23 protein-coding genes and 1 other annotated feature are annotated in these 20882 nt (G+C 31.7%); of the genes, 8 read left to right on the top strand and 15 right to left on the bottom strand.

Translation table 11 applies throughout. The features are described 5' to 3' along the window. Nucleotides 1–240: 240 nt before the first annotated feature. Entirely contained in the window at nucleotides 241–1458 is a 1218-nt protein-coding gene (locus WQ54_RS15305; protein WP_046585157.1) for an IS110 family transposase, read from the top strand. A 748-nt stretch (nucleotides 1459–2206) separates the two neighbouring features. On the opposite strand, the gene WQ54_RS15300 is transcribed toward WQ54_RS15305, so the two are convergent. The 7 genes from WQ54_RS15300 to WQ54_RS34735 all read right to left on the bottom strand — a co-directional run bounded on the left by WQ54_RS15300 (nucleotide 2207) and on the right by WQ54_RS34735 (nucleotide 7177). Then, on the bottom strand, nucleotides 2207–2551 hold the full coding sequence (locus WQ54_RS15300; RefSeq protein WP_046585152.1) for a hypothetical protein: 345 nt from the start codon (nucleotides 2549–2551) through the stop codon (nucleotides 2207–2209). A gap of 158 nt (nucleotides 2552–2709) precedes the next feature. Further along, nucleotides 2710–3270, bottom strand: coding sequence for a histidine phosphatase family protein (locus WQ54_RS15295; RefSeq protein WP_046585151.1), 561 nt, complete (start codon nucleotides 3268–3270; stop codon nucleotides 2710–2712). 58 nt (nucleotides 3271–3328) lie between these two features. Beyond that, nucleotides 3329–3763 (bottom strand): NUDIX hydrolase, encoded by a 435-nt coding sequence (locus tag WQ54_RS15290; RefSeq protein ID WP_046585150.1) that lies wholly within the window; start codon nucleotides 3761–3763, stop codon nucleotides 3329–3331. A 437-nt stretch (nucleotides 3764–4200) separates the two neighbouring features. Continuing rightward, nucleotides 4201–4878, bottom strand: a complete 678-nt coding sequence (locus WQ54_RS15285) for an HAD family hydrolase (RefSeq protein ID WP_046585149.1) — start codon at nucleotides 4876–4878, stop codon at nucleotides 4201–4203. 185 nt (nucleotides 4879–5063) lie between these two features. Then, nucleotides 5064–5528, bottom strand: coding sequence for an NUDIX hydrolase (locus WQ54_RS15280; protein WP_046585147.1), 465 nt, complete (start codon nucleotides 5526–5528; stop codon nucleotides 5064–5066). A gap of 959 nt (nucleotides 5529–6487) precedes the next feature. Beyond that, nucleotides 6488–7000, bottom strand: coding sequence for an SRPBCC domain-containing protein (locus WQ54_RS15270; protein WP_046585145.1), 513 nt, complete (start codon nucleotides 6998–7000; stop codon nucleotides 6488–6490). 36 nt (nucleotides 7001–7036) lie between these two features. Continuing rightward, nucleotides 7037–7177: a hypothetical protein gene (locus WQ54_RS34735; RefSeq protein ID WP_231597539.1), complete on the bottom strand. Its 141-nt coding sequence runs from the start codon at nucleotides 7175–7177 to the stop codon at nucleotides 7037–7039. A gap of 512 nt (nucleotides 7178–7689) precedes the next feature. Between WQ54_RS34735 and WQ54_RS31960 the strand changes: the two genes are divergently transcribed. Genes WQ54_RS31960 through WQ54_RS15255 form a run of 3 tightly spaced genes read left to right on the top strand, consistent with a single transcriptional unit; the run spans nucleotide 7690 to nucleotide 10493 of the window. Continuing rightward, nucleotides 7690–8220 carry a hypothetical protein gene (locus WQ54_RS31960; protein ID WP_052737810.1) on the top strand — a complete coding sequence of 177 codons (531 nt, stop codon included), beginning with the start codon at nucleotides 7690–7692 and terminating at the stop codon, nucleotides 8218–8220. Nucleotides 8221–8251: 31 nt separating this feature from the next. Then, the gene (locus WQ54_RS15260; protein WP_046585143.1) at nucleotides 8252–9817 is read left to right on the top strand and encodes a hypothetical protein; all 1566 of its coding nucleotides are present in this window, start codon (nucleotides 8252–8254) and stop codon (nucleotides 9815–9817) included. 4 nt (nucleotides 9818–9821) lie between these two features. Then, nucleotides 9822–10493 carry an ABC transporter ATP-binding protein gene (locus WQ54_RS15255; protein ID WP_046585159.1) on the top strand — a complete coding sequence of 224 codons (672 nt, stop codon included), beginning with the start codon at nucleotides 9822–9824 and terminating at the stop codon, nucleotides 10491–10493. Between the two features lie 366 nt (nucleotides 10494–10859). Here the strand turns inward: WQ54_RS15255 and WQ54_RS15250 are convergent, their stop codons facing one another. The 5 genes from WQ54_RS15250 to WQ54_RS15230 all read right to left on the bottom strand — a co-directional run bounded on the left by WQ54_RS15250 (nucleotide 10860) and on the right by WQ54_RS15230 (nucleotide 15576). Continuing rightward, nucleotides 10860–11858: a tryptophan--tRNA ligase gene (locus WQ54_RS15250; RefSeq protein ID WP_046585142.1), complete on the bottom strand. Its 999-nt coding sequence runs from the start codon at nucleotides 11856–11858 to the stop codon at nucleotides 10860–10862. A gap of 53 nt (nucleotides 11859–11911) precedes the next feature. Further along, nucleotides 11912–12161: a binding site (T-box leader), on the bottom strand. Between the two features lie 177 nt (nucleotides 12162–12338). After that, nucleotides 12339–13136: a phosphotransferase gene (locus WQ54_RS15245; RefSeq protein WP_046585132.1), complete on the bottom strand. Its 798-nt coding sequence runs from the start codon at nucleotides 13134–13136 to the stop codon at nucleotides 12339–12341. A 510-nt stretch (nucleotides 13137–13646) separates the two neighbouring features. Further along, entirely contained in the window at nucleotides 13647–14279 is a 633-nt protein-coding gene (locus tag WQ54_RS15240) for a type 1 glutamine amidotransferase family protein (protein WP_046585130.1), read from the bottom strand. Between the two features lie 220 nt (nucleotides 14280–14499). Beyond that, nucleotides 14500–14970: an NUDIX domain-containing protein gene (locus WQ54_RS15235; RefSeq protein ID WP_046585129.1), complete on the bottom strand. Its 471-nt coding sequence runs from the start codon at nucleotides 14968–14970 to the stop codon at nucleotides 14500–14502. A gap of 156 nt (nucleotides 14971–15126) precedes the next feature. Next, nucleotides 15127–15576, bottom strand: coding sequence for a hypothetical protein (locus tag WQ54_RS15230; RefSeq protein ID WP_046585127.1), 450 nt, complete (start codon nucleotides 15574–15576; stop codon nucleotides 15127–15129). A 364-nt stretch (nucleotides 15577–15940) separates the two neighbouring features. On the opposite strand from WQ54_RS15230, the gene WQ54_RS15225 reads away from it, so the two are divergent. The 3 genes from WQ54_RS15225 (at nucleotide 15941) to WQ54_RS15215 (ending at nucleotide 17563) form a co-directional block, all read left to right on the top strand. Continuing rightward, nucleotides 15941–16651, top strand: coding sequence for a hypothetical protein (locus WQ54_RS15225; RefSeq protein WP_046517935.1), 711 nt, complete (start codon nucleotides 15941–15943; stop codon nucleotides 16649–16651). 205 nt (nucleotides 16652–16856) lie between these two features. Further along, entirely contained in the window at nucleotides 16857–17186 is a 330-nt protein-coding gene (locus tag WQ54_RS15220) for a YolD-like family protein (protein WP_046517934.1), read from the top strand. Between the two features lie 14 nt (nucleotides 17187–17200). Beyond that, the gene (locus WQ54_RS15215) at nucleotides 17201–17563 is read left to right on the top strand and encodes a hypothetical protein (protein WP_046517931.1); all 363 of its coding nucleotides are present in this window, start codon (nucleotides 17201–17203) and stop codon (nucleotides 17561–17563) included. 426 nt (nucleotides 17564–17989) lie between these two features. On the opposite strand, the gene WQ54_RS15205 is transcribed toward WQ54_RS15215, so the two are convergent. From WQ54_RS15205 to WQ54_RS15195, 3 genes are all read right to left on the bottom strand, one after another. Then, on the bottom strand, nucleotides 17990–18631 hold the full coding sequence (locus tag WQ54_RS15205) for a hypothetical protein (protein ID WP_156177968.1): 642 nt from the start codon (nucleotides 18629–18631) through the stop codon (nucleotides 17990–17992). A 174-nt stretch (nucleotides 18632–18805) separates the two neighbouring features. Beyond that, the gene (locus WQ54_RS15200; RefSeq protein ID WP_046517924.1) at nucleotides 18806–19150 is read right to left on the bottom strand and encodes a helix-turn-helix domain-containing protein; all 345 of its coding nucleotides are present in this window, start codon (nucleotides 19148–19150) and stop codon (nucleotides 18806–18808) included. A gap of 81 nt (nucleotides 19151–19231) precedes the next feature. Beyond that, the gene (locus tag WQ54_RS15195; RefSeq protein ID WP_046517921.1) at nucleotides 19232–19756 is read right to left on the bottom strand and encodes a hypothetical protein; all 525 of its coding nucleotides are present in this window, start codon (nucleotides 19754–19756) and stop codon (nucleotides 19232–19234) included. 838 nt (nucleotides 19757–20594) lie between these two features. On the opposite strand from WQ54_RS15195, the gene WQ54_RS15185 reads away from it, so the two are divergent. Then, nucleotides 20595–20870, top strand: coding sequence for a hypothetical protein (locus tag WQ54_RS15185; RefSeq protein ID WP_052737809.1), 276 nt, complete (start codon nucleotides 20595–20597; stop codon nucleotides 20868–20870). The last annotated feature ends 12 nt before the right edge of the window (nucleotides 20871–20882 follow it).

The following is a 20882-nucleotide window of genomic DNA, read 5'->3' as shown; positions in this document are numbered from 1 at the left end:
AAAAAACAGCTCTTCACCACAAAGAATGAAAATGTATTGAATCCGTCCATACTTGTTCTAAGGCTGGAGAGGAAGGTCGATGAACTATGGTGCCATAGAGCCCATCCGTTAGTCTGACTCCAACGACCACGGTGCATCACAAACTGTCGCTCCCTTACGGGAAGCACTCATGGTAGATTAATCCTTATTCTGATTGTTGCACCAGCCTCCAATTTACAAGCCTAGAAAGGAAGAATTTCAATGGATGTAATCATTGAAAGAGCATGTGGTATGGATGTTCATAAGGACAATATCACTGCATGTATTATGACACCTGATGGAAAGGAGATTCAAACGTTTCCTACCAAAACAGTTTTTCTGCTTAAGTTAATCGACTGGATTAAGGAACATGACTGTACTCATGTTGCAATGGAAAGCACGAGTGTTTATTGGAAACCTATTGTTAACCTACTAGAATCTGAAGGGATTGAGTTTCTAGTAGTAAACGCCCAACACATGAAGGCCCTCCCCGGTCGTAAGACCGACGTTAAAGATGCCGAATGGATTGCCCAACTTCTTCGCCATGGTTTACTCAAAGCAAGTTTCATTCCAAACCGTATTCAAAGAGAGCTGAGGGAACTTGTCCGTTATCGCCGCAGTATTATCGAAGAACGTGCAAGACAACATAATCGAATTCAAAAAGTTTTAGAAGGAGCCAATATCAAACTAGGCTCTGTCGTTTCAGATATTATGGGGGTTTCCTCGAAAGATATGCTTCGAGCTATCGCTGACGGCGAGGATGATCCTGAGAAACTAGCAAACTTCGCTCGTCGTACAATGAAAAAGAAAAAAGCAGAACTTGAATTAGCACTTCAGGGCTATGTTAACCCACATCAACGCTTAATGCTCAAAACGATTTTAACTCACATTGATTTTCTAACTGAACAAATTGAAATGTTAGATCAAGAGATAGCCCAACGAGTAAACTCGTATGAAGAAGATATTGAAAGACTAGATTCGATTCCTGGAATCGCCAGAAGAATGGCTGAACAAATCCTAGCTGAAATCGGTACTGATGTTAAAAATCAATTTCCAACTGCGGCACATCTTTGTTCATGGGCAGCTCTCGTACCTGGATATAACGAAAGTGCTGGGAAAAGAAAATCAACTAAATCTAAAAAAGGAAATAAGTATTTAAGATCAGCATTAACTGAAGCAGCTCAATCGGTCAGAGGTTCAAAAAACTATCTTGGTGCATTGTATCGACGAACAGCAGGACGAAAAGGCAACAAAAGAGCAGCTATAGTAGTTGCCCATGCGATATTACGGATCGCATATTACCTGTTAACTAGAAAAGAAATGTATGTAGACTTAGGCGAAGACTACTTTGATAAACAAAGACAGGTATCTATTGTACGCCATTCGGTTCGAAGACTAGAAAACTTAGGCTATACGGTTACAATAACAGAAGCTTCCTAATCCATTAAACAAGTAAATAAACACCAATGATCAGACGCTCTCCCCTTTTAAAAAGATGAATGAGCTGCGTCTATTTAAGTATTGCCATTTTTCGAATCTAACAGAAGTTAATTTTCATGGTAGTTCAAAAAAAGGCGGCTGAACTAACATTCACATTTATTTTCATATCAGCCATCGCCCCATTCTTTACGGGATATACATACTTCACTTTTAGCAGAGGCTGGTGCAGCTCTCGAACAAATTATGGATAGACTCGGTCATTTAGATAAACAAATCCCAAAAATGTCTATCTCCACGTAACAAAAGAAATGAAAAAAGAAGCCTCCCAAAAGTTTAATCAACTAATGAGAAGCCTCTTTTAATTTAGGATATGTTAGCATTTTGTTAGCCGATTTCTTTAAAACCCTTATATACCAAGGGATTCAGCAGCTATTACATCATGCCGCCCATGTAGTTACCTATAATATGCCACAATATGACACTATATAAAATCCAACTACCGCAAATTTTTCAACTTTTTCAGCGAACATCTTAATCTAAAAATATCTTTGAATATATTTTATTTAAGGTCACAAAATGGTCATTAACAATTTAGATCGCTCCATCAACCTCTTTTTCGCACTTTTTTGGCACCGATGGTGTTTTTTTCTTCTATTATATAGCTCCCCAAATCTTGTCGGTATAATAGGCATATGTATTAATAATACCTTCTACTATTTGAACAGTTCTTGTCAAAATAACGCAAGCTTTATTTTAATAACTTTCTTCCTTTCTGAACAAGAAAACAACTTACCAATAGACAAATATAAATAATACTGAACGAAAGAAAGTAATTAGTTAAGATAAATTTGAATTCGGGATCCTCATCTAAATAATCCATTTGTAATCCAAACTGATGTGGAAATCCTCCTTCGTAATCAGAACCTGATTCTAAAAGGTTCTGTCTAACATAAGGGATAGGAAATCCAAACTTAGCATCCTTGAACTCTTCATAATTTTCGACGTTTGCTTTAATTAAAAAAGGTGTTACGGAAACGAAGATTACACTGATTATTGGTAACAAAATAAAAATAATTACTATTTTCTTCTCCATTTTCCCTCCAATTAACAGAATTATAATTACTTATTGTTTCGAGAAAAGACCATTAATTCCTTGTTAAACTATCCTGCATCTTTACTTCAATAAGAAAAAGCGATCCTTCCTTATCGAAGCATCGCACCTTTTAATTGAACAAGGCAAATCCAAATATACTACTTTTTTATTAGTTCCTCTCGCCATAAACGTTCCATATCTACTTCATTGTTTATGTAACTTAATACAAACACATCAGGATTACTAAGACTCTTCCAACAGTCAAAATCAAAGCTGCTATCATAATTCTTTAGCAGTAGAGACATTAAATTTCCGTGTGTAACAATTATTGTGTTTTCAAATTCACTTTTAAAAGCTTCCTCTACAACGTTTACTATTCGATTCATAGCTTCTTTACTCGACTCTCCACCTTCAAATTTCAACTCAAAATCATCGAATGTTGCTTTAAGTTTTTCTGGCCAGTCTGGTAAATCCTGTGTACTTAGTATGCGTTCCGATAAACGTTCATCAATCTCAATTTTTATGTTTGTTTCCTTACTTATTGGTTCTACTGACTGAATTGCACGTAAAAAGGGACTTGATATGATTCGGTCAATATTAGTATTTGATAAAAAGTCAGATAAATATTTCGCTTGTGTATATCCCTTTTCTGTTAGTGGTGACTCTGGAGGTTGCCCCTGTGCTTCACAATGTCTCACAATATATATCCTTTTTTTCATACAAAGTTTCCTCCAATTATGTATAACAACTTATATTTCAATAATAATTTTAAAGCAGTTATGAGGAATGAATTCGAATCAATGCGTCCGCATGATTAATACTTTCCTTTAAATAAATTGGCGAATTTGGGTGGCTTAATACTTCCTCCGTAGTTAACCATAATATCTCTTCTACCTCATCAGGACTTTTAGGAAATGCCTCCCCCGATTCATATTCACAAAGAAAAACAATATCAACAACATTTTCACCTTTTTCTGTTACGAACGATGTACTATGTACATAATTTAGCCTGTCTTTTACATTCACACCGACTTCTTCTAAAATTTCTCGCCTCACTGTTCTCTCTAATATGTCCGACGAATTTCCTTCTATATCTACCTTACCTCCAACAAGGGAAAGCAGACCACCAGCATGTTCCTCTTTTTTGCTTCTTTCAATAATAAGCCACTTATCATTTTTTCTTACAGCACCTTCAACATTTACGATAAACATTTTAAAGTACCCCCTATAAATTATCCTAATTATTTCTTCAAAGTTTGTAATTTTTCCTTCCCTTCATAAATTCTGTTAGGAAGCCTTATTCCGCAAAATGGCAGCCCTTTCATTAAATAAGAAATTGTCTTTTGAGTCCAATAAAAAAGCTTTAATGCGAAGTAAAGCCAGATGATAAGTTGATAAAAATAAATCATCAACTATTTAATAATTGTCTTAGTCATTTCTTTTATAGCATTGCGTAACAAGTCTAATTTGCCTTTAATATAACTCATTGGTAAACCCCCATAAAGAATGCAATAAAAATTGGGTTTTAAACCTATTTTATTCGCCTTTCTTATTCAATTAACCTGCACCATACATGAATAAGAAAAAGCTATCCTTAGTTATTGAAGCAACGCACCAAATAGTTTAAAAAGAAAATTTTAAAAATACATCTAAATAACACTTAATAATTCTTGAAGAGAACTTATTACAATAATTTCTGGATGCTGTTGTTTATCTATTCGATTTAACCATATACCTGTCATTCCAGACATTTTGCTACCTAATGCATCAGTATCTAATCTATCCCCTACATAATAGCAGTTTTCAATAGGGCTATTTGTACGTTTAGAGGCTTCAATAAAAATCAATTTATTTGGTTTTGCTGTACCTACTTCACTTGAGGTAATAACAAAGTCGAAGTATTCTTCTATACCCATACGCTGCAACTTTTCTACTTGTTGTTGATAATCCCCATTACTGATAATACCTAATGGATAGCCCATTTCTCTTAGTTTGTCTAAAACCTCTATGACATCTTCATAAGCCTTCCAATTTTTCTTATAAAAAGACAAATAATTCTCAAACTTGTCATCAGCCTCTTCATTTTTTAGATTAATTCCAGCCATTTTAAAAAGTTCAATCATTCGTACCCTTTTTTGTTCTTGAAATGACAACTCATTTGCTAAAAATTTCTTAAAGTATTCACTAGAAAGTTGCTTCCAAACTTCAATAGCCTGTTGGTCAGTAAAAGAAAAAAGGCAAGGATTACTTCGGAAAAAATCTAAAATCCCTTCCTGTTCTGCATAATCATAGTCAAGTAAAGTACCGTCTATATCAAAGAAAATCATTTTACCCTCCATTTTTATGAAACTTTTTCTCCAGTAAAATTCTATACTTTAATCGAAATTACTTTTATATTTTACTGCTCATTTTATATCAATCCTTCTTCACCTAAACTGCCACGTTACTTGAAGAAGGAAAAAGCGATCCTTAGTTATTGAAATCGCACCTGTTTGTTGAAGAAGATAAAACATTATTTTATTATTGGATTTCTTATCCCTTCGGCCCAATCCATAATAAAAGATCTTTGACGCGGATTTAAGTTAGAAGGAAGTTCCGTCTTCCTGAAAAATCGATGTTCCCTACTTTCAATATCCTTTTGTTTTAATTCCCCTGTATATTGTTTAGCTTTGAAAATGATTTGAACACTAAAGACCTTATCTCCATTTGGATATTGAACAAAACATTTTTCTCCTGAATAGATACCAAACAGCTCTAAATCCTTAACTCGTAATGCTGTTTCTTCAAAAGCCTCTCTCTTGGCGGTCTCTTCAAAAGTTTCCCCTATTTCCATAAGCCCCCCAGGAATACACCAATTGTCTTCATCTGTACGATGTTGTAATAATATCCGTTCATTATCCTCTATTATTATTCCGCATCCTACAGTCAACAGAGTTTCGTGACCAATAAACTTTCGCATATCTTTTATATAATTCATGAACTTATCTCCTTCATCAAAACTTTTTAACTTACATTTCGACAAATTAGATAATATTTCCTTTTTATTAAATTAACCTGCCATTTACTTCAATAAGAAAAAGCGATCCTTCCTTATTGAAGCATCGTACCTTTTAGTTGAAGAACTTTAATATCATTTTACCAATTCCCTGAATAACAGTAAGTATCCATAAAATGCTATATATTAAACATCCGTGTAAAAGGCTTTTATACATAAATTCCTTCCAATTTGAAAATCTTATGAAGTAAAAAGCAAAAAAGATTGTACTTATTATCCCAATAAACAGCCATAAGAAGTATATCAATTTAGGTAAACCACTCCATAAAGCCCAAATAGCAATAATTGTTGTGAATAGAATATTTATTATAAATACAATTACATTAATTACAGTTTTCGAATTCATCATTATCCCCCACTAAAATTTACCCCTAGACAATTTTACCATATTACTTAAACTAATCTGCCACGTTTGTTGAATAAGAAAAAAGCATTACCGTTTTTCCAGTAATGCGCCCGATTATGGGGTAGTACCAGCGTAGCTGACACCACCCGCAAACGCTTGGTATATAATGGTAAATTATTAATGACTTCTCACGATATTAAGTTTTTCAACCGTACGGCGAATTCGGGATAGTACCAGTGAAGCTGTCACCAAGTGCCAACCCCACTCTTACACCTAGAAATACCGGCGATACAATTCTCTGCGCAGCTCACCCCGTAGTTGGGCATATAATTGAGTGGTGGATCCTTTTTCATGTCCAAGCAGTCATGAGAAAACAAAGTATTAGACTGACGCGATAAACGAAACAGCAGCAGCCATGGACGAGAAAATAAAGTCCTAGACTGCTGCTGTTTTATTGAACAAACATTCCCAGCTGAAACGTAATATTCAAAGTGATTAAGGTTTTTTTGGCCGATTAACTTTTTTATATCGTATTCTAATTCAGGGAGACAAGATAGTCGGCAAGTTTATCGAAAGTACCCTCAAGATCTTGTTGAAGCTTTGGAGCCATACCTTTGTAGGTTTCTTGTTCCTCAGCTGAAGCGTTCACAGGGCAACCTTTCAGTTTTAAAACAGTTTTACCTTCGTCATCTTCTAGCGTTATGATATTCATAATTTCAAGAGGCCAGCTCACGCTAAAAGGCGCTCGAACCGTATTGCCTTGCTCATCGGAAAAGGATCGGATATAAGCCACTTTCTCAGGTTCGACAACCTCCTGGTATGCAAATTTTCCCCACATAACCTGATTTCCGTCAGGAGACGTCTGAATACCTAAAAACTCGCCACCTGATCGAGCGTCCATTTTAACGATTTCGAGGGTGACCCCCTTTGGTCCCCACCATTTCGCGAAATGCCCGAGCTCTGTCCATGCTTTAAATACGAGTTCGCGAGGGGCATCGAATACACGCGTAATTGCAATTTCGAACGATTGATTCAGATTGTTATCCATGAAAATCCTCCTTGTTTTTTGAAGGGAACTATTCCCCTACTTTGCTACAGAGTGCTTGAAGCCTGAACCAGAAGATCGGCCAGGAGATCGTAATCGGGTGATATCTTCGTCTGGCCCGCCTGGGGCTTGTATGAAACCATCAAGAGATACATGTTCAAGCACAATAATTTTTCTCATAATTGAGTTCCTCCTAAATCTGGATTACTAACTGACTTAATGTACAGCATTATCTGGACATCCCAAACTAAGCAAGCCTATTGGGTCCCATTCATCAATCATTTCTTTTACAAGAATATATATATTCACAAAATTACCACCTTAAAAGTGCATTTTTAGATAATAATATTCGTCTTTCTTGTTCAACTATCCTGCACCGTTAGTTGCAGAAGATTCCCAATCTCAAAGGGATTGTATACAAACGTAGTCAACATAATGATGCATTATCGGTATTGAAAAAGGATCTTAAATTAAAAGATTTTTAACTCAGAAATAATAACAATAGTATCAGATAGGTCAAAAATCTGAAAAAATAAGATTTAAATTAGTGACTTTTATCTGTTTTTTGTAAAAATATTGTAAAAATATATGGAAATTTTTAGATAAAATGATAAAATTTACTTTAGTATATGTAAAATGTCATTAGAAAACATAATTACATATTACTATTAAATATATTAGGAGGATTACATATGAAGAAAAAGATTGTAGGGTTAGTAGGAGTAATGACTATCGCAGCAGCAGTAAGTGTTTCTGCAGGTACATCTTATGTTGGTTACAGTTTAGTATCTTTTGTAGGAATAATAATTTCTCTCTATTTCCTTCCAGAAATAACTCCTTCGACACAAAATGATTCAATTAATAAATTTGCAGGTGAATACTTTGTACACCACCCTTTAATGTACGGATTCTGGCTAAGTGTCTGGAGATCGGTAATCGGTTTTTTGATATCGTCTTTTGGATTTGTCCTTTCATTGTATATAAATAATATTTTTATTGTGTTAACAGGTCCTTTTGTCTATTCTATTTTAGAAAATTTTATTCTATCCGTATTAGGAGTTCCTTTTTTTCGATTAGTGACATCATTTGATCCTAATACATTAGATCAAGCAGCTGTAACAACAGAGCGATTATTAGTTGGGCCTATCATTTTAATTATTTTTATTAGTGGATTTTTACTGTACTTTAAAACTTTCAAGAAAATATCAGTTTATGAGGTGTAGTATTCAATAAAAAAGGAGTTTTAAATCCACTATGATAAAGAGTTTAATAAAAAGTTATGTTAATAAATTTTTGTCAAATAAAATTTGGATCATTTTATTAATTTATACTATTTATACCCTATATTTAAAAAATTTGGCCACTACTTATAATCTTACTTATTGGGAATTTATAGTAAACGCTATTACAGATCATTATTACTTGTTGTATTTCATGATTATTAGTTTTATATTTTTATTATTTAATTTATACACTAATGACGAGGAAAGTGTTTGGATTAGATCCAAGAAATTTCATAGATATTTCTTTTCAAAGGTAGTTTCAATCTTTTTAAATTCTACATTGTTTGTAATATTCCACGTTCTTATTGCGCTAATTATGGGAATAGGACTTAGATTTGAGAATCTTTTTACAGTTTTAGAAAATGAAAGTCTTTTTGTATTAAGTAACTTTCAAGAATTTTACTCTAATCCACTATTGGCTAGTTGTTTTATTATAATCTACTTAATTCTAGGATTAACGTTTCTTGGAATTCTTTTCGTATTTTTGAATCATTTTCTGGATCCAAAATATGTTATTTTTAGTATTATTATTATCTATTTAATGATGTTAATAAGTATTCGTACAGATATAGATTTAAAATTTCCTTACTTATTTTTAAATAACTATATTATTTTACATCATGCTTTTGCTGTATTAGGTAACAAGTTTTATTACCTTATTCTTTTAGAATGTGTATCGATTGTTGGTATATTATTAACTGTTAAAAAATTCTGGTTTAAAAAAATCACATTTGAATTTAATTATTCTGATGCGATGTCTAAATGGAATTTAAGTATTTTAATGAATAAATTTAACCTTATTGTTATTCTTGGATTATTAGCTTTCTTAGTGTTTTCTACTATATTCACTCAAAAAAATATTACTTTTTTTGATTTGTTGACTATTCTTTTTTACGGCCATGGAACGGGGTATTTTAACTTTCTCGATTTTCTTCGGTTAGTTGTTTATAACGGTATACCGATTTATTTATTAAGTTATTTTTTAGAAAAGGAAAGTATTAATAGGAGTTTCATGATAATTATCAGATTAAAGAAAAAGAAACATTGGTTTTCATCAATTATGCGATCAACAGTTTTTTTTCTCTTTAGTTACATATTGGTTACCTTAATCATTGCATTTATTGCATCTAGTTTGTTTAATTTGTCGTTTAATGGTTATAACTATATGATTCCATTTTTTGATGAAAAAGGAGTTCAGAATTTAAATACCAGTTACTTGTTGCTAATAATTATTAGCAGTAAGTTTTTAGAACTCTTTATAACCTTTTTAATTATTTTTTCTTTGTTTTGTTACACAAAAACAGCTGTTACAGGGTTTATAGTAATAGTATTGTCTTATTTATTATGTTTAGTAGATACATCATGGATTAAATATTTTCCAATCGGGTTATCGTCACTGGCAAGGCTTGAAGAATTTGTTGGTGAAAGGCAAGGAATTTCTTACTTTCACTCTATTGGCATTTTAGGTGTTTCAAATCTTTTGCTGTTCAGTGTTTTACAAAGTGGCTTATATCAAAAATGTTTTAACAAAGGATGAAATTATGGAGACTATTATTGAATTAAATAATGTAAACAAGAAGTTTAAAGGCCGTACTATTTTAAGTGATGTAAACTTAAAAATTAAAAAGGGCCAAACTATTGGGATTATAGGTTCAAATGGAAGTGGTAAATCCGTTTTATTTAAACTCATAGCTGGTTTTATCAAGCCTGATAGTGGAGAGATTTATATTCGCGGAAAAAGATTGGGGAAGGATTTTGATTTTCCTAGCGATACCGGTGTTTTAATTAATAATCCAGGATATATCGGTATATATAGTGCTTTTAAAAATCTACAATTTTTAGCCGAAATAAATAATAAAATCGATGAAACAAAAATAAAAGATACTCTACAATTAGTGGGATTAGATCCAAATGACAAATCAAGAGTTAGTGTATTTTCGTTAGGAATGAAAAAAAAATTAGGGATTGCTCAGGCTATCATGGAAGATCAAGATTTAATTATCCTAGATGAGCCTTTCAATGCATTGGATTTTAAAACCTATAAGGATATTAAAGATATTATTAAAGTTCAACAAAAAAAGGGACATACGATCCTATTAACTAGCCATAATCAAGCAGACATTGAAGAATTATGTGATGAAAATTATATTATTTTAGATACTAAGCTTGAGAAGTTGACAGAAAACATAAAGAAAGAATACCTACAAAGTTAAAATATTTTAAGTCATTGATTATTTATATTAAGGGCAATCCAGCAAATCAAAATTTTTTACGCTTAATTGAGTAAAGTTCTAAAATAAAATATAACATGAATACTCTATACAAAACTAGTTAACATAATCGCAACTATCCTAATAAAGCCAAAGAGCCAAACCCAGTAATATTAAGGTTTTGGCTCTTCTCGGTTTTTATCGATTATTATGATTTTATACATCGTTGATTTACCAACGTTTTGATCTTCTGAAGAAGCTTGGTAGCTGCATAAAAAAATGAGGTTTTATGTAATCTCTTCTTACACTAAAGCACCCGTTATTTTAAGTGCATTACTTCACAATATCTCTTTATTTTGCATTTTGCCTCTATACATAAAACCCGATTTTACGCTTAATTTCTTTTAGGAATGGAGCACTAATTGCTCTTGCTTTTTCTGCCCCCTCTTTTAAAATTTCATCTAATGATTCAGGGGATGCCATAAGCTCATGATATCTTTCCCGTGGTTGGCTAATAAATCTATCCATAACATTAAACAATTCCTTTTTTGCTTCACCCCAGCTAATGCCACTTAAAAATTGTTCTTTCATTTTGTCTACTTCAGTTGGAGAAGCAAATTCTTTATATAACATGAATATAACTGACGTATCAGGGTCTTTTGGTACCTCTGGGGGCAATGAATCTGTTTTGATCTTATTTATTAGTTTTTGTAATTTTTTTGGTTCTTCAAAAAGTGGAATTGTATTATTATAACTTTTACTCATTTTTCGACCATCTAATCCAGGCAATACAGCTGTGTCTTCTTGTATTTTGTACTCGGGTAACAAAAATGTCTCTCCGTAATGATTATTAAAACTTTCAGCAATGTCCCTAGCTATCTCTACATGTTGTACTTGGTCTTTTCCCACAGGAACAACTTCCGTTTTAAACATCAAAATATCTGCCGTCATTAAAATTGGATAGTTAAATAACCCCATATTTACACCAAAATCTATATCTCTATCCACTTTTTTATTACTATCAACAATAGCTTTATATGCATGAGCCCTATTCATTAACCCTTTGGATGTAAAACAGCTTAATATCCAGTTCAATTCAAATATCTCAGGAACATCAGATTGTCTATAAAAGATTACCTTTTCAGGGTCAAGCCCCAATGCTAACCAAGTTGCTGCTATTCCGTATGATAAATGTCTAAATTCCTCAGGATTATGGATTTTTGTAAGACCATGATAATCTGCAACAAAGTATGCTGCATTAAAATCTTGTACCTTTGCTAGTTCTAAGGCTGGTTTTATCGCTCCTATATAATTACCTAAATGAATTTGTCCCGTAGGTTTTATTCCAGTTAAAATAGTTTTTTTCATTATAAACCTCCTTGTATATGTAATTAATACAAAAAGGGCTACCCATCCTAAAAAACAAGGACGAGTAACCCGTGGTGCCACCTTTATTCGTTTACAAATGTAAACGCACTTATCCGTACTGAAACATTAAATTTGTTTCGATACTTAGTCTCTTTTAACGGTAAGACAGTCCGCTAAACCTACTACTTGTTTTCAGTCTAGTAGCTCAGAAGCCCATTCAGCAATAATCCCACACTGATTTTCACCAACCATCAGCTCTCTGAAGCGTTCTTAAAGCTTACTCTTCTTCTTCATCGCTCTCCTAATTATTAGGTTCATTCTAAATTATTGATAATAAAAGTTCAAGGTTGTAATTTTAATTATTGTAAATATTTCCTTAGTAATTAAATGTAAAGAGTCACTGCTAATTGCACTATCCTGCACCTTTAGCATTCGAGAGATAAATGTATCTAACTGAGGGAGTTCAACAAAACCTTCCCCTTAAATCCACTCTTTTCCATGTTTACGAATGAATTGAAGTTCCTTTTGATAATGTTCAAGATGCCCTTCATCTACCATCTTTTGAAAAGCAGCATCACCTTCGCTGGCTTTTTTTATCATGTATTTACATAATCCTTCTACTCGTAGCAATACCATCTCTAAAAAACCATTTTCCATTCCCTCAATACCATAGGATTCAAAAAACAATTTAACCCTTTGTTTTATACGGTCTGCATCCTTTAATGTATCATAATAAACTGCCTCACCTGTTTCAGTATGATAAAGTCTACTTAAAGGAATGCAAGTGTAAAGAGTATAGGCTATATCCCAAATTCTTGGACCAGGAGCAGCAACATCAAAATCAATAATACCTACTGGCTTTTCGTGATTAAAAATAATGTTATATATAGCAAAATCATTGTGACATACAACCTCTATTTTATAGGGAGTATTATCCATTGGTTTCCACTCATTTAATAACGGAAAATCACTCACAGCGTCATGATAGAGACGAAGCATTTTCGCTATTTCTTTTAATACATCATTAGACCACATATATTTTTTCAAAGGATAATTACCAGCTTCTCCTTCAATAAATGATAATATCTCTCTATCTTTTTCATCAATACCTAAAAACTTCGGTGCATAATCAAAACCTTTACTTTCCAAATGCTGCAATAACTTATGAGTTTTAACACTATCAGGCTTTAATTCACGTCGAACAGTATCACCCGAACGATATACGTTGGAGACATTCCCTCCTGTTAGTATTTCTTCGTTTTCGTACTGACTTTTCATTAAAATTCCCCCAAATTTAGGGACACTATAATGAGATGTATTTTTACCCATAAATAAAAGCAGATATACAAAGGTATCTGCTTGGTAATGGGAATTTAATTATCCACACCATGTATCCCTTGAATGATTTCAGATGAACAAATAAACGTATCCTTAAGAATCAAGGACCGTAACTGTCTCTATCTAATTAAATAATCATTTCAAGGTATTCCACATATGTAATATAGATTCCCCTTTCTTTACATCTCTAAATTAGATATTACCAAAGATTACCAACAAAATAAAGAAATTGTAACAGTTTTTCAACTATTCTGCTCCGTTTCTACAATAAGGAGTTCAACATAAAAGGGCATTAATCCTGCTTGGATCAACACCCCCGATAGTTTACAATTATCAACAACCTCTGTTAACTTATCTAAAAACTTTGATTATGTGTAAAAATTATACTTTGACATCGTACAAAGTATGGAGATTATTTCAAAAAATAAAAATGCCATTTGATATTTTAACTCATTTATTCATTGAGTTCATTAACTGGAAGAAGTATTCAGGTTTATGAGTCTTATTTAGGCTATACCAAGAATCTAATGTATCTGGTGCAAATACATCTAATTTTTTCAGTACTTCCATCGCAAATTCCAGAGGAGCTATTCCTGATGCAGTAACTAAATTCGCATCAGATACCGCAGATCCCACCTCATAGAACTTTTCTCCTTTATAGTTAGGACATACCATTTTAGTGTATTCTAAATTATTACTTGTATGCTTTCTAGTATCTAAGTATCCCATATTCGCAAGGGCCTCAATTGCACCACAAATTGCAGCAACAATAGTGCCAAGCTTTAAAGCTTGTCCAATTCTTTCCAAGATAGGTTGATGAATTTCTTCATTCCAAGTAGTCCCTCCTGGTAAAATTAAAAGATCTTTACTCTCAAGAGTACATTCATCAAGGGAAATATCTGGTTTTATGCTCAGTCCTCCCATAGTAGTAATCATTTCTTTATTAGCTCCTACTGTAATTACTTTTAAAGGTACTAAATCTTTTTTGAAATATCTTCCTGAGTTTAGTTCAGCAATTAAATATCCATATTCCCAGTCCGACATTGTATTAAATACATATAGAAAAACTTTTTTTGTTTGCATCCAATAACACTCCAATCATAAATTTTATAGTTTATTTTTTTACACATCAAAAGCAATCCCACCTAAAAGAACATACGTTCCCTTAGGGATAATTGTATACCATATTTAACCAAGAGTCTATTTCTTATTCAACTAAACTGCCAATTAGTCTAAAAAGAAAAAAGATCGCCGCAGCGATCCCATCTTTAACTCTTGCACCCGTTAGCTAAACAAGAAAAGTTTAGCTTCTGTTCGAATCATCAATTTCTATGCTTAAAGAACTCTCCCACCAGACATCTTTTTTACCGTTTAAATAATTTTTAATTAGAGTCCTGAACGGATAAGGTTGTAAATTATTATCGTCCAAATCACTTCCATTGCACCAGAAGAACTCAAGGTGTGATTCAATAGATTTAGGATTAGAATTACTATGGAACTCATCACTTTTCACTTCAAAAACTTGATTTATCTCACAATGTAGCACTCCATTTTTCTCCCATTTATGTTCAACTACTCCAAGAAAACTCCCTACAGTACAATTTATGCCTAACTCTTCTTCAATTTCTCGTTTCAATGCATCTTTAGCACTTTCACCAAATTCTATATGACCACCAGGTAGAAAGGTGTTTGTATATCCTCTTGCTTGTGCTAGCAATACTTTATTATCTTTTATAAAGATTCCTCTTGCTAAATGGTGAAATGGATTTTGCAAAGTATATTCCCTCCAACTTATAAACTAATAAGTCCTATGTATTTATTTCTTAAAAAAACAATTGAATTCCCTGCTAATTCTTATTGTACTAAACTGCTTCGTTAGTCGAATAAAAAAATGCCTGCCTCTAGCCCCCTTAGCTTAAAAACCTTAGCTTCAATTCTTGATTAAGTCTCCGCCAACACTAAATTGATGTTTAATATCTACGGTTTCCATATAACCTATTAATTGAATACTAGGATTATCTATTCCTAACAAAGATTTATCACCTATACCTTCAAACGGCATAAAAACATCTAATGTAACCTTTTCCCCTGGTTGAATATCTAATTTGTTTCCCTTAGCTTCAACTTTATATTCATTACCTTTATAAGCAGCCTCACCGTATTTTATAGGAAAGGAAACAAAAACATTATTTTGCTTTATAACAAAATCACTACCATTTATCAATTTTATGGAATATGATATTCCTTCTTCTAGAGTTTTCTTTTCAATTAGCTCTAGCCTAATTTTTTGATAATCATATGTTGTAGCTTTTTTTTCATTAACACATCCTGCTAATAATACCGAGATTAATAAAAAAGAAGATAATAATTTAAATTTCAAACATAAGCTCCCCTTACTATCAGTGTTTTTTCTACTATATTAACATTAAATACCATTTTCAGTGGGAATTAATTGAACTTACTTTGTTGAACTAACCTGCAATTTATTTTAAGTGCATTTATTCGCAATTCCTTCTAATATATCCATTTATTTCAAAAATGAGTTTCTCAATAATCTAGTATTTTAAGAAATATGCAAAAGTATCAAATTCCCATGTAGAATTTTAGATCTAAAATAATTAAGAGAAACATAGGAAAAAATAATTATATAAAACCATAAAAAGGTAATGACATTACAAAAGATTACATGATATAGTGATTAAGGACTTATTTTATTACATTATTATTACACAGAGGTATAATAATTGCTTAAGTACGGAAAATTATTAATTTCAGGTTTAGTTGTCGGTGGGTTATTAGCAGGTTGTGGAGCTGAAGAACAGTCTTCTGGAAGTGAACCAAAAGAAGAGCCAAAGGCTGCTGAACAGGAATCTTTAAATAAAGAAGAAGTGTCAGAACCTAAAAAAGATAAAAATGGAAATGTTGAATTATTAGAAGTTGGGCAAAAAGCTGAATCAGAAGCAGGAACAGGCGAATTATTAAAAATCAAGCAAGTAAATGAAACTGTGGATATTGCTCCATTAAAAGTAACGATTCAAGATATTAAGGTTATTAAAATGACAGATGTTGATCCAGTGTTTGCTGAAGATTTATCATATATGGCTGATACTGACGTAGCAGAATTAAAAGATGGATTTTCTTATGTTCAAGTTAAGTTTACAGCTGAGAATACTACAGACGGAAATGTTGAATGGTATGATCTTATGAATGTTGTTACTGACAAAGGCGAACAAATAGATGGTCAATTGAAAGACTTCTTCGTAGATGATTCAGAATCGGATTCAGTATTCATCGGTAAAGTTAAGAAAGAATACCAAGATGGGTTTGTTATAAAAGACGATCAAATTAACAGTGTGAAATTAGTTTTTGGTTACACAATGAATGGTTACACAATGAATGGTGACACATTCGAAGATATTACTGGAGAACAAACAGTTGAATATAAGTTTGAATAATAAGAAGAAGGCTTATTGGCCTTCTTATTTTATATTCATTTAAAGCGAAAAATATATAAATATCCTTCACTAGACCTTTGAAGTAAACCATCCATAATATTAGCTCTTTTAATTAAATTATATACTAACATACGTACATTTTCTATTTTAAAATCGAACATATGTTTGTATAATAAAAATATTATATTAAGTGAGGATGGTAATTATGATTAAAGATCGAGGTTCAATTAAATGGACATCATTGACTCTGCCAGAACATGTTAAATTATTAAGAGAATTTGATAAGAGTTTTTATAAGATGGAAAAACCTATTCTTGATGAACAACTACTCGAAAAGATTAATAATACGATTTGTGAGGCAATGGAATTTAATAAAGAGCTCGTTTTTACTTATTATGAAAATGGAGATATTAAGCTATATATAGGAAATATTCACTACCTAGATGAAATAAAGAAAGAAGTTAGAATTTTAGGTTTTCATCAAGAAATATTCATTTTAAAGATCGAGGATATTTTAAGAGTCGATATAAGTTAATAAGTAGTGATTATATGAAAGTCCCATTACCTGATGAACAAGAGGAATTGATTCATAATTACATTCTACATACTTACTTATTAAATATATTGGAAAGCGATCTTAAGACAATAACTAATGCCTGCTTTAAGATTCATGAACCCTATTTTAAGCTAGTTGAAGAAACTTTGAGAAAGATTAGAATAAAAGTTCGCGATATGAAAGTTGAATTGAGAAAAAATAAAATGAAAATCGAGGAACCATTCTTAGACAATGTAGATTTTTGGCAGTATGACTATTACGCTCGGGGATATCATGGATTTAAACGATATTGGGAACCAGCACTAAAGATGCATTCGACAAATTTGTTGGATGAGTATTTTAGAAGTTCACAATAAATTTACTTTTATTTAACCGTTCCTTAATAGGAAATAAGAACTACAATAAGAACTCCTTATTGAAAATAATCCAAGGAGTTGATTGGTTTTGAAGGTTCGTAAAATACGTTGTCCTGAATGTGGAGTATGGTTCGAAGAAACAGACATGGTTTATATCAATGAGCATTACACTTTGATGCATGAAGAGTGCTCACAATCCACACTTTCCCCAATTATGGATAAAGGTAATTACTTATTAATAGGACAAAGATATTTTAATTGGTCAGCTAAGCCCTTCCATTAGGAAGGGCTTTGTGTTGTAGTGAGTTTCAGCTGTGCTACTTGCTATAAGGATTACTTTATTATTAACTAACTCATTCAATTTTAAGCTATAAAAAAAATAGCATTATAAATTGGTATTTTTTCACTAAAATCCTATAAGGGCTTTTATTTTTTTGTTTCATCAATATGTTCTGATTTTGAAATTCCTGGCTCGTAATCCATAAACCCAATAATATCATCATAGATTGATATTACATCTTTATCTTTATCAGCAATATGAAGATTATATTTTTCTAGATTATTAGTAATGTTTTGTATTTCTTCATTATTTAATTCTCTAATAGGTTTTTGTTTAAAGGAAATTTGATAACCCATTTTTAAATTTTTTGGTCGTTGAGGTTCTATTAGCTCAGAATAGTAATTATTATAATATTTTTGAACACTTTCAGGATATTCTAATGAGAAATACATTTCTTGTTTTCCTTTAGTTAAAATATTATAGATCTCTAAATCAATTTTATAGTTTATTTGATAAATGATTTCCTTTTTTGATTTATCATATGTTGCAGTAAATTTCTTAATAATGAACTTTGGAGGTATTAATTTTTTCTCTAAGGTAGGTATGTCGCCTTGATTTATTTTAACTTTATTTTGCTCTTGCAGAGTTTGGTTTTCTTGCTCTTGCAGAGTTTGGTTTTCTTCATAGTTTTTAGAAGGAGATTCATCAGTATTTAAAGATGTGCATCCTGCTAATAGAAGTATTAAAGAAACAATTTTTACGAGGGTTATTGTGTTTTTAAGCATCATTGTTCCTCCTTGAATATTAATCAAAACAAGTCTATGGATATCCTAAAGGTCCATAATACTTGATGTAACCTATAATGTTTGTTTAATAATTTTAGAAGTAAATGTATTGTAAAAACTCCCTTATAATAAATCTTATAGGGAGTTTTTATTTTTAAGATTTAATTTCTTCTATAATTATTCATTTGCAGTTTTACGGTATTTGCCTTCTCCAGTTAAAAGCCATTCATCAACTGCTTTTACTGGATAATATAATTTACCATTAATTTCGATGGATGAAATACCTATTTCACCAGGTCCAGGATTATTTTCAAAACTTAATAAGTTGGAAAGTTCAGTATCTGATATCCCTAGATATTCAGCTAACTCGGATGCAGATAGTAACTGTTTTTTTTGTTTTTGTTCTATTTGATTTTGGCCCTGTATTTCTATTTGTTTAATAGAATTTGAAATTATTAGTGACCCAATGAAGATAAATAATCCTAAACTGAAAATTGAAATGACCAAAGCTTTATTTTGCAAAATAATCCTCCTTTATTATACATAAAAAGAAAATCTCAATATAAAAATGCTCATTGAGATTTTTGTAGATTAATATATTTACTATTGTTGAGTTTTAGCACTCCATGTTGCATAAGTGTAATTTGCAGATGTTGTTTGTGGAGATGTCAGGTTACAAGGTGGTGCAACTTTATAACGAGTTCCAGTAGATTTTACCCATCTACTTCCAGCAGTTAATTTCCAAGATCCTTGTGGTATTGACCATGTTTTAGTTAATGTTTTTGTATTATTAAATCCATACCCAACATTTGCAGAAATTTCGGCTCCTGAAACAAGAGCATCAAAAGAAGCTTTTCCTCCCAGTGTAACTGTAGCAGAATGAGTGATTGCTACAGAACGACTGACTGTATCTGTACTAGTACTACTATTACTTGCATAATGAGTGAATTCTGTTTTACTTGAAGTAGTTCTAGATCTATATACAGTAGTATAACTTCCTACTTCCGGACATGACATAATAGTAACTAAAGAATTAGAATTTGTTTCTGCATTTGCAGATTTTAAGGAAAAACCTAGAAATATTGGAAAAATTAAACTCAATGATAATAATATTTTAAATGCTTTCATAATATTATGTAATCCCTCGCTTTGTTCAATTTTAAATGGTAAAATAACATTATAAAAAGTTATTTAATTGTCTAATTTACAACTATTGTCATAAATTAATAATTTAGAGATAAGTCTAAAACAGTTATTATTTACCATCCCTTTTTGCCGGCTTTTAGGATAATAACATTTTACAATGATTTCCAAATAAAGTATATAAAAAAATGAGTTTTTTTAAAAAAATGGAAGTATGATGGTAGAAGTAAGATAGGGAAATATATTGTAGTATTATCGGCGGTCGTGAAATATCCCCTTGCAAAGCTTGTTGTTGCTGGAGAAAATAAAGATAAAATCATCAATAAAACCGTTATTTGTACAAGAAAACTTTTCTTCCAAACTATCATCAAACCTATCTCTCCTCTGCTCATAATTTAAACCCTACTATATATAATAGTTTTTATTTTTTCCAATAGGTTCAAAATACATATGTTTATTATGACTTTTATTACCAATTAATACCACAAATACATTTTACCGTTATATTAAATAAGCAATAATGATGAGAAAAAAGAATAACCCTCGCCTTTCCAGGTGAGGGTTTTGTGCTTTATAAAAAACACACTCGATAATAAGAACGTTTGTTCCTATAATAATTCTTAAAGGAGTGTGATCTTTAGTACTAAAAAAACTAAGAGGTAATGAGTCTCTAAGAGAAGCTTCTAAAAGAATAGGAATTAGCCATACATATCTTGATACGATTGAAAAAGGTTTTGATAAAAGGTCTGGTAAACAGGTTAAGCCTACTCCTGAAACGCTAGAATTAATATCAAATGCTTATAAATATCCCTATGAAGATTTGATGGTAATTGCAGGTTACATTAAACAAATACAAAAACCCAAAAGTAATAACCAAAATTTCTTTTCTGAAAAAGATGAACGTGATATCGCTAAAAAGTTAGAATCAATCCTAAACGACTTAGAAAGTGATTCTGGTGTGGCTTTTTATGGTGAACCAATGGATGATGTTACACGTGAGCTTGTAAAGGCACAAATTGAAAGTAATCTCCGTACTGCTAAACAATTAGCTAAAAAGAAATTTACTCCTAAAAAATATAGAAATGACGATGATAAATAGGGAGTATTAGTT

The organism is Bacillus sp. SA1-12 (assembly GCF_000981385.1).
Classification (GTDB): Bacteria; Bacillota; Bacilli; order Bacillales; family Bacillaceae; genus Metabacillus.
Note: the sequence above shows the minus strand (reverse complement) of the source record. Positions and strands in the feature narration are given on the sequence as shown.